This window comes from Haladaptatus sp. AB643 (genome assembly GCF_024136975.1).
GTDB lineage: Archaea > Halobacteriota > Halobacteria > Halobacteriales > Haladaptataceae > Haladaptatus.
The window spans coordinates 173,133-183,416 of record NZ_JAMYJW010000009.1; the positions used below are offsets into that span (position 1 = coordinate 173,133).

Below are 10,284 nucleotides of genomic sequence, written 5' to 3' on the forward strand. Positions count from 1 at the left end.
ATGGAAATTTTTGGAAAGTACGTGTGGTAGCGCTCGACCTGTCGCCCGAACGGGCGATAAACCGGACGAACGCATAAATGGGTTGGGTGGGTAAGTGGGAGCATGACGAACCGGGTAACGGTGTCGCTGGACGACGAGGCACAGGTCGCGCTGGACGAACTCGTGAGTCGGGACGGAAAACCCCAGAGCGAACTCGTCAGGCAGGCGCTCGTCTTCTACGCCGCGAACTACGACGCCGCCACGACCCAAGCGGGACCGAGCCTCGAAGCGTACCATCAAATGCTGGCGAGCGGCGAACACGTCCTGCTCGACGTGGACTTTCTCCACTGCTTCTTGGAGTACGTCGAGGACGAAGACGGTGAGCCGGATGCGGCGTTTATCGAACTGGCAGACAGCGTCTCGAACTATCACGCCCGCGAGTACGAACACCGATTCGAAACGCTCGGGGAACTGCTCGACTGGCTTTCGTTCTGTGGTTTCCTGACCGTTCGCGGAACGCAGGGTGACACGTATCACGTCGTGTTCCCAACCGAGTCGGTCAAATGGTTCATGACGCGATTCGTCGAGCGAAGCAGCGCCCGGCTTCCTTTCGAAATCGAACTGGAGGAAGGCGTCTCCAAGGTGCTGATGACGGAAGTCGACCCCGAACGCTGATCCGTTCGTCAGTCGTCTGAGTTCATCGTCATCCCTCAGTGTTCGTCGTCGCTATTCGTCAGTATCCGTCGATATTAGTCCGAATCGTCAGTATCCGTCGTCCGTCTCCCGTTCATACTCTTTCATACGATTTCATACGGCGAGAGACGGCGATACACACCGTTCTCAACAGGATTTATCTCCAGTCCATGGATTGTGACATCATAGCACACCACAACCATGAATATCAGTGAACGACTACGCTCTATCGGACCCGGCGCGATGGTGGCCGCCGCCTTCATCGGCCCCGGAACGGTGACGACCGCCAGCGTGACCGGCGCGGAGTTCGGCTACGCGCTCGTCTGGACTATCGTCTTCTCGATCATCGCCACCATCGTCCTCCAGGAGATGAGCGCCCGCCTCGGCGTCGTCTCCCGGGAGGGACTCGGCGAAGCGCTTCGGGAACAGTTCGACAGCCCCCTGCTTTCGACCCTCAGCATCGCGCTCGTCGTGAGCGCCATCGGCATCGGGACGGCCGCCTACGAGACGGGAAACATCCTCGGCGGTGCCGCCGGGTTAGCGGGCATTACCGGCATCAGCGCGCACATCTGGGGTCCGGCCATGGGTCTCTTCGCGGCCGCGCTCCTCTGGACCGGACGCTACAAACTCATCGAGAAGGCGCTCGTCGCGTTGGTGGCCATCATGGCGCTCTCGTTCGTCATCGACGCCATCCTCATCGGACCCGACCTCGGCGCGCTCGCGGCGGGATTCGTCCCGAGCGTCCCCGAAGGTTCGACGTTCCTCATCACGGGACTCATCGGGACGACCGTTGTCGGCTACAACCTGTTCCTGCACGCCGGAAGCGTCCAGGAACGCTGGTCGGGACCGGGTGAATTGCCCGAGTCGCGCGCCGACACGATACTCTCCATCCTCATCGGCGGCGCAATCACCATCGCCATCCTCGTCACCGCGGCCGCGGCGTTCCCCGTCGGAACCCAGATCAGCGACGTGAGCAGGATGGCCGACCAGATACGACCGCTCGCCGGACCCTACGCGACGGTTCTGTTCAGTATCGGTCTGTTCGCGGCCGGGTTCACGAGCGCGACCACGGCACCGCTCGCCGGTGCGTACGCGACCGCGGGAGCCTTCGGCTGGGACACCGACCTCAAATCGTTCAAGTTTCGGGCCGTTTGGGCCGTCATCCTATTCATCGGTGTCGTGTTCTCCGCGGCTGGCTACCAACCGGTGCAGGCCATCGTCTTCGCGCAGGTGGCGAACGGAGTCCTGTTACCTATCGTCGCGCTCTTCCTCATCTACATCATGAACGACAGGGACATCCTGGGGGAGTACGTGAACGACACGACGCAGAACGTCCTCGGAATCGTCGTCACGCTCGTCGTCGTCTGGCTCGGAGTACGTGCGCTCTACACCGTCATCGGAGGGTTCTGAATGGGCGGGAACGACCGAACGCGCGTCGGCGTGGATGTCGGCGGGACGTTCACCGACGTCGTCCTCCTCCTGCCGGACGACGAACTCGTGACGGCGAAGGTGCCGAGCACGGACGACCAGAGCGTCGGCGTCGTGCAGGGAATCGGGAAAGCCTGCGAGGAAGCGGGCATCGACCCGACGGACGTGGACGCGTTCACCCACGCGATGACGGTCTCGGTGAACGCACTGCTCGAAGAGAACGGCGCGAAGACGGCCCTCGTGACGACCGAGGGATTCCGCGACGTGCTCGAAATCGGGCGGCAGGCCCGACCGGACCTCTACGACGTGAACATCGACAAACCCGCGCCGCTCGTCCCGCGACGGCGGCGGTTCGAAGTCGCCGAGCGGACGGGCGTCGATGGCGTGCTGACGGAACCGGACGAGGACGAAGTACGCGAACTGGCGGGGGAGATCCGTAACAGTGGTGCCGAAAGCGTCGCCGTCTCCCTGTTACACGCGTATCAGCACCCCAAAAACGAACGACGGGTCGCCGAAGTGCTCCGCGAGGAACTGGACGTCCCGATCTCGGTTTCCCACGAGGTGCTCGCGGAGTTCCGCGAATTCGAGCGAACGTCCACGACGGTCGTGGACGCCTACGTGACGCCAGCAATCGACGCCTACATCAGTCGCTTGGAGGAACGCGCCGGGAACCGGGGCGTTCCGGAACCGCGGATCATGCAGGCCAACGGCGGTATCGCGTCGGCGAAAACCGTCCGCGAACACGCGGTGACGACGACGATGTCCGGGCCAGCGGGTGGGGTCGTCGGCGCGGCGGAGACCGCCGCGGCCGACGACGTGGACGGCCTCGTCACCTTCGACATGGGCGGCACGTCGAGCGACGTGAGCCTCGTCCAGGACGGCGAGGTGGAACGGACGACGGACGCAGAAATCAACGGCCGACCCATCAAGACGCCGATGGTGGACGTGAACACGGTCGGCGCGGGCGGTGGCTCCATCGCGTGGGTGGACGCCGGAAACGCCCTCCGCGTCGGGCCGCGGTCCGCCGGAGCGAACCCCGGCCCCGCCTGCTACGGGCGCGGCGGGACGGAGCCGACGGTAACGGACGCGAACGTCGTCCTCGGCTACATCGGCGGGAGTTCGGCGCTCGGCGGCGAACTCGAACTCGACGTGGACGCGGCCCACGAGGCGCTCTCGAAACTCGCCGACGAGGCCGGGTTGGACGACGCCCTCGCTGCCGCTCGGGGCGTCTTCCGGGTCGCGAACGCGAACATGGCGCGGGCTATCCGCGCCGTCACGGTCGAACGGGGCCACGACCCGCGTGGATTCGGACTCGTGGCGTTCGGCGGCGCGGGACCGATGCACGCCGCCGCGATTGCGGAGAGTTTGGACATGGATCGACTCGTGATTCCGCACGCCTGCGGCGTGCTGTCGGCCTACGGTCTGCTCGCGGCGGACGAGAAACACGACTCGGTTCGAACGTTGAGAAATCCGTTGGCGGACGTTTCGCTGGACGATATCGAATCCGCCTACGACGACCTCACGGACGAGGTACTCTCGGACGTGGAGAATCGGGATGCGGCGGCGGTCCAGCGGGCCGCCGACCTGCGGTTCGTCGGCCAGAGCTTCGAACTCACGGTTCCCGTAGACGAGGAGTTCGACGCCGAGACGGTCGCGGAGCGCTTCGAGGACGCCCACGAGAGCGCCTACGGCTACGTCATGGACGACCCCATCGAACTCGTGAACCTGCGGACGACGGCGGTCGTCGGTCGCGAGTCGCCATCGGTTTCGTATCGAACCGCGGGCGACGCCGAGAAGGGACGCCGCGAGGCGTTTTTCGATGGCGAGTTCCACGAGACACCGGTGTTCGACCGAACCGGACTCGGCGAGTCCGATTCGGTTTCCGGCCCCGCAATCCTCGAACAGGACGAAAGTACGGTGGTCGTACCGCCAGGATGGTCCGGAACGACGAACGCGGACGGAACGCTGGTGCTCGGGAGGGAAGAGGAATGAGCCACGACGATTCGAATTCGAACTCTGACACGGACATCGACGCGGTAACGCTCGAAATCATGCGAAATCAGTTCGAGGGTGTCGCCGAGGAGATGGGACAGGTGCTCATCACCTCGTCGTACTCGCCGAACATCAAGGAGCGACGCGACTGCTCGACGGCACTGTTCGACGCCGAGGGGCGACTGGTCGCGCAGGCCGAACACATCCCGGTGCATCTCGGCGCGATGCCCGAGGCCGTGGACACGGTGCTCGACTACGACCCGGAACCGGGCGACGTGTTCGTTCTGAACGACCCGTTCGAGGGTGGTACGCACCTCCCGGACGTGACGATGGTGTCGCCGGTTACGGTCGGGGACGAAATCCTCGGATACGCCGTCTCCCGCGCGCACCACGCCGACGTCGGCGGGATGACGCCGGGAAGCATGCCCGCCGGAGCGCGGGAAATCTATCAGGAGGGGATTCGACTGCCGCCGGTTCGCCTCGTGAAGCGTGGTGAAGTCAACGACGACGTGATGAGCCTCCTGCTCGCCAACGTCAGGAACCCCGGCGAGCGCCGGGCGGACATCCGGGCACAGATCGCCGCGAACGAACGGGCCGAGGAACGACTCGGAGACCTCGTGGAAGAACACGGTCGGGAGCGCGTCGTCTCGGCCTTCGACGCGGTGATCTCGTACTCGCGGGATCGACTGCTCGCCGAACTCGCCGACCTGCCGAACGGAACGTACAGCGCTCACGACGTGATGGAAGGGGATGGCATCTCGGACGACGAGATACCCATCGAAGTTTCCGTGACGGTCGACGACGAGGAAATAGAGGTGGATTTCTCGGGCACCGCTCCGCAGGTTCCAGGTAACGTCAACGCGCCGCTCGCGGTCGCGAAGAGCGCCGTCTACTTCGTGATTCGCTGTGTGACGGACCCCGAGATCCCACCGAACGAAGGCTGTTACGACCCCGTTTCCGTCTCGGTTCCGGACGGGTCGCTGTTGAACCCCCGGCCACCAGCGGCCGTGGTGGGCGGCAACGTCGAAACCAGCCAGCGAGTGACGGACGTCATGTTTTCCGCGCTCGCCGAGGCGGCCCCGGTCCGCGTTCCAGCGCAGGGACAGGGAACGATGAACAACCTCACCATCGGGAGCAGGAACGGCGGTGACGACGGCTTTACCTACTACGAGACCATCGCGGGTGGCTTCGGCGGCCGCCCCACGAAGGACGGGATGGACGGCGTACAGGTGGGGATGACGAACACGCTGAACACGCCCGTCGAGTCCCTCGAAGCCGAATACCCGCTATTCGTCGAACGGTACGGACTCCGCGAGAACAGCGGCGGACACGGGCAGTTCCGTGGCGGCCTCGGCGTGGTGCGCTCAGTCAGCGTCGAAACGGACGCGACCGTCTCCCTGCTGACCGAACGGCGGCGCGTCGCTCCGCACGGAATCGACGGCGGTGAGGACGGACGGTGCGGCCGTAACGAAATCGACGGGGAACGCGTTCCGGCGAAGGCCACCCGCGATGTGGAGTCGGGCACGACCATCACGGTGTTCACGCCGGGCGGCGGCGGGCACGGTCCAGCGGAAGAGCGCGACCCCGGCGCCATCGAGATGGATAGGGACGACGGGAAGATGGAGTGGGAAGAATGATCGTGAGAGCGATGACACGAGCGGGGTGGCCGTAATGTTCGGATGGCGCGGCCGTCTCGGCGTCGTCGTCCCGTCCTCAAACACGACGGTGGAGGGCGAATTCGGGCGGGTGCTTCCGGAGGGCGTGAGCCTCCACACGGCCCGAATGCCGCTCGAATCGGTCACCGTGGACGAACTGGACACGATGGCGGACGATGCCGTGGACTGTGCGGAGCGATTGTCCCACGCGGACGTCGATGCGGTCGCCTACGCCTGTACGACGGGAAGTCTCCTTCACGGGGCGGGGTTCGACGCGGAACTCGAAGACGCGTTGGCCGAGGCCGCTGGCGTTCCGACGGTGGCGACGGCCCTGTCGGTCAAGCGGGCGCTCTCCGCCCTCGACGCGACGCGAATCGTCGTCGTGACGCCATACACCGCCGATCTGAACGACCGTGAGGAGTCATACCTGGACGACGCCGGATTCGAGGTGGTCGATCTCCACGGACGGGGAATTACGGCGAACACTGACATCGGGTCGTTGTCACCAGACGACGCGTACCAACAGGTCCGGAATACCGTCTCGGACCCGAGTACCGTGGACGCCGTGTTCGTCTCGTGTACGAACTACCGAACGTTCCCCGCCATCGAACCCCTCGAATCGGACCTCGGGATACCGGTGGTGACGAGCAATCAAGCGACGCTGTGGGATGCGCTCGGTCGAGTGAGCGTTTCGGCGGACGTGCCGGGAACCGTGGGAGAGCGATAAGGGAACCGACAGAACCCCGTCTGCCGGTTTGTAAACGCTTTCCCCTTCCCCCACGAGGAAGGTGACATGACGAACGCGAACGGCGGAACGGACGGAGGAGAAACACGAGATATCGAGGCGAACACGGGCGATCCGACCCTTGTCGAACTGCGCCGCGATTTGCACGCCCACCCCGAGGCCGGGTGGAAGGAGTTCCGGACGACGGCGCTCGTCGCGGCGGAACTCGACGAACGGGGATTCACGCTCCATCTCGGAGCGGACGCCGTCGACGTTGACGCACGCCTCGGCGTGCCGAGCGACGACGAAATCGCGGGCGCGAAAGCCCGAGCGCGTGAGGAAGGTGCACCGGAGCGGTATCTGGAGCGAATGGGCGACGTGACGGGACTCGTCGCCGAGAAGACGTACGGAACCGGCGACGGGCCGACCGTCGGTGTCCGAATCGACATGGACGCGCTCGAACTGACCGAGTCGAGCGACGACGATCACCGACCCGCACGGGAGGGGTTCGTGAGCCGTCATCCCGGGGAGATGCACGCCTGCGGTCACGACGGACACACGACCATCGGCGTCGGAATCGCCCGTGAACTCGACGCCACCGGCGGGTTCGATGGACACCTCAAACTGTTCTTCCAGCCAGCCGAGGAGGGTGGACGTGGCGGCGTCCCGATGAGTAAGACGGACCACCTCGCCGACCTTGACCACTTCCTCGCGCTCCACCTCGGCCTCGACAACGAGACGGGGAAGGTCATCGCCGCCTACGAACACCCCTTGTCGAACGCGAAGCTAGACGTGACCTTCCACGGGGAAGCCGCACACGCCGGAAAAGCGCCGAACCAAGGCCGGAACGCGCTTCAGGCGATGACGACGGCCATCGGAAACCTGTACGCGATTCCGCGGCACGCGGACGGGGCGACGCGGATCAACGTCGGACAGGTTCACTCCCCGAACGCACAGAACGTCATCGCCGAGGAGGCGAAAATGCGCATCGAAGTCCGCGGCGAGACCGCCGAACTCAACGACTACATGCTCTCCCGAGCGCGGCGAATCGTGAAACACGCCACCGCGATGCACGACGTGGAGTTCGAAACGTCGCTCTACGGGAAGACGACGACGTTCACCGCCGACGACGGGATGGTTACGGCCGTCGCCCAAGCCGCAGAGGGAGTCGAGGGTGTCGATACCGTCGTCGAGCGAGCGCCCATCGGCGCGAGCGAGGACGCCTCGTTCCTCATCGAACGGGTGCAGGAGGAAGGTGGCGTTGGGACCTACGTCGGAATCGGTGCGAGCAACCCGTTCGGTCACCACACGTCGAAGTTCGACATCGACGAGGACGCGCTGAAAATCGGTGTCGACGTCGTCGTTGAGACGATTCGGTCGCTGTAGCGAAGAATCTCGTCGAGGGCTCACGAGGGACACCACAGAAAAGCGGTCCTCGCCTCGACCTCGTCACCACCATCAAAACCACCCCCACTACTTCCGTTGTCATCGCTTCGACTGCTACCGTTTTCGTCGTTTCCGACCTCATCACTACTACTTCCGCTGTCCTGGGTACTGGCACCCCAGTCACCGAGTCGGAATTCACTCGTCAGGGTTGTCAAACAACTTCATCCGATGGAACCAAATCCCGAATTGGCACGGAGTTTTCGCACGACTGGACGCCGAGGAATAGATTGTTAATCCTCGAAATCCGATGGATGGTATGAGCAGACGAGTTGGTCGCCGTCAGTTCCTCTCCGGTATCGGAGCAACTGTCGGGCTCTCCAGTGTCCCCGCTGCGGGAAGCGTCCGTACCGTCGGTCACAACGCACAGACGACGAGAAGACGGGATCTGAACCTCCCACCGAAAACCGATGCTCCAGTGGACGTCCGTGGCGCGATTTACCTCCCAGCGCGCGCGTTCAACCGGTATCAGATGTGGGACGATTACGATCCGGACGTCATCGAACGGGACATGGGCTACGCCGCGAGTCTCAATCTCAACGCGATTCGAACGTGGCTGAGCTACGAATATTGGCTCGTCGAACCGGAAGACCACAAGGAGTCGCTCGAACACCTGTTGGACACCGCCGACAAACACGGGATCCGCGTCCTGCTCGGTCTGTTCGACAGCGTCGGACTCGAACCCACGTTCGAGAACCTCGTGAAAAACGACCCCAAAACCGCCGTTCAGACGTTTTCCCCCTCGACGCGGACGGAAGTCACCAAAAACCTGTGGGACGACCCACGCCACTTCATCGAGGAGTTCATGCAACTGTACCGAAACGACGAACGCCTGCTGGCCATCGAATTGACGAACGAACCCGGGTGGAACGCGAAGGACATCCGATTCTTCAAAGAAATCGTCGATACGATGACGTACTACCGCGGCGAAATCCCCCTTTCAGTCGGGTCGACCAGCCTGGCGAACAACGCCCAATATCTGGAATGGGGAATGGACATCCTCCAGTTCCACTACAACTTCGCACGTAATCCGGCGCTGTACAACCGCGTGCTCCAACAGGCTAACAACATCAAGGAAAAACTCGGACGCCCCGTTTGGCTCTCGGAATGGCAACGGATTCGGCCCGGGAACAAGTTCTTTGCCAACGTCTCCGGCAACGCCGCAGTCCCCGACTACTCCTCGCTCGCACCCACCATTCGCAAATCCGGCATCGGCAACTTCTTCTGGTCACTCATGCTCAAACCGGCCTTCTCGCTCTACATGCGACGAAACGGCGTTCTCAACGGCCTGTTTCACGAGGACGGTGCCGTATGGAGTTTGGACGACGCCCGAAGTATCAAAGCCATGTCCGGTGAGCCCGAATTCGACGGCACGGAACGCCGTGAGTACCCCGAATGGGCGAGCGGGATCAGAAAAGACGCCGGGAAGGCACCCGGCGACGAACAGCCACAACCCTAGCTCACGCGCCGACCGAACCGCGTCCACGCGTGCTGTTCAATTGATTATCGTGGTAGTGTAGCGTCGAGTAATCGACGTTCTGACTTCGGTTATCCACGAGGAGACCGAACAGGTTGTGTGCCGACCGCGAGTGCGCGAGAGTCACGTCCGAACTGTTCCAGACGGTAATTCCCTCCGTGCTCCGAACCGTCGTCACGTTCCGAACCGTCGCCGACGACGAGTTCCGGAGATGAATCGCACGATTCCAGTGGGACACCCGAACCGAGTGGATCGTCACGTCGGAGACACCACTGGCATTATTGACGAGAATGCCGGTCGTATCGGTGACGCCTCTCCCTTTGATCGTGTGACCCGACCCATTCAGCGTGACGTGACTCGAATTGATCACAAGACAACTACCCGTCAGTCCGGTCGCACCGCCGAAATCGGACGCCAAAACGTAGTTTCCCGGCTTCGAGATCGTCCGACAGCCTTTCACGGGCTTCGGCGGTTCGGATTTGGAGTCGTGACCTCCACCTAATGGAAGGTTCACAAAGTTGAGTGAAAGGGCCACCGCGACGAGGAGAACCAACGGGACGACGATGAGGACTTTCCGACTCGTAGAATCGATGGAGACCATACCTACATGTACCTTTCTTTGGTCAGATTATTAAAACTCAATGGCTCGCGAAACTGTAAGCAGTATTGGGTTTTCGTAACGGGTCGACATCCATCGATTCCAGTACTATGCATCACAAGCATAGTAACCGAACATTTCCGTCGATGTGTCACCACGGTAGAAACCGGATGAGACACGATGCGGATGAGATACCTCTATCAGCAGTCGAAAAATAAATAGAAAAACCCCCACAGAGCAGTGGCTCTGTGAGGGTTAATGAATGAAGTATGAATGGAGGCGGCGAATCGAATTT

8 protein-coding genes are annotated in these 10,284 nt (G+C 62.8%); 7 read left to right on the plus strand and 1 reads right to left on the minus strand.

The genetic code is table 11. The annotated features are described in order from the left end of the window. The first annotated feature begins 102 nt into the window (after positions 1–102). The 7 genes from NKF25_RS17470 (at position 103) to NKF25_RS17500 (ending at position 9,373) form a co-directional block, all read left to right on the plus strand. Positions 103–654, plus strand: coding sequence for a ribbon-helix-helix protein, CopG family (locus tag NKF25_RS17470; RefSeq protein WP_253227939.1), 552 nt, complete (start codon positions 103–105; stop codon positions 652–654). A 219-nt stretch (positions 655–873) separates the two neighbouring features. Continuing rightward, on the plus strand, positions 874–2,082 hold the full coding sequence (locus NKF25_RS17475) for an Nramp family divalent metal transporter (protein WP_253227940.1): 1,209 nt from the start codon (positions 874–876) through the stop codon (positions 2,080–2,082). Beyond that, positions 2,083–4,092 (plus strand): hydantoinase/oxoprolinase family protein, encoded by a 2,010-nt coding sequence (locus tag NKF25_RS17480; RefSeq protein ID WP_253227941.1) that lies wholly within the window; start codon positions 2,083–2,085, stop codon positions 4,090–4,092. After that, positions 4,089–5,729: a hydantoinase B/oxoprolinase family protein gene (locus tag NKF25_RS17485; RefSeq protein ID WP_253227942.1), complete on the plus strand. Its 1,641-nt coding sequence runs from the start codon at positions 4,089–4,091 to the stop codon at positions 5,727–5,729. The genes NKF25_RS17480 and NKF25_RS17485 overlap by 4 nt, the downstream gene beginning before the upstream one ends. Positions 5,730–5,763: 34 nt before the next feature. Beyond that, the gene (locus NKF25_RS17490; protein WP_253227943.1) at positions 5,764–6,474 is read left to right on the plus strand and encodes an aspartate/glutamate racemase family protein; all 711 of its coding nucleotides are present in this window, start codon (positions 5,764–5,766) and stop codon (positions 6,472–6,474) included. 66 nt (positions 6,475–6,540) lie between these two features. After that, a complete protein-coding gene (locus tag NKF25_RS17495) occupies positions 6,541–7,857 on the plus strand; it encodes an amidohydrolase (protein WP_253227944.1) in 1,317 nt (438 codons plus the stop codon). Positions 7,858–8,173: 316 nt separating this feature from the next. Continuing rightward, positions 8,174–9,373 (plus strand): glycoside hydrolase, encoded by a 1,200-nt coding sequence (locus NKF25_RS17500; RefSeq protein ID WP_253227945.1) that lies wholly within the window; start codon positions 8,174–8,176, stop codon positions 9,371–9,373. A 1-nt stretch (position 9,374) separates the two neighbouring features. Here the strand turns inward: NKF25_RS17500 and NKF25_RS17505 are convergent, their stop codons facing one another. After that, positions 9,375–9,992 (minus strand): NosD domain-containing protein, encoded by a 618-nt coding sequence (locus tag NKF25_RS17505; protein ID WP_253227946.1) that lies wholly within the window; start codon positions 9,990–9,992, stop codon positions 9,375–9,377. Positions 9,993–10,284 lie beyond the last annotated feature (292 nt).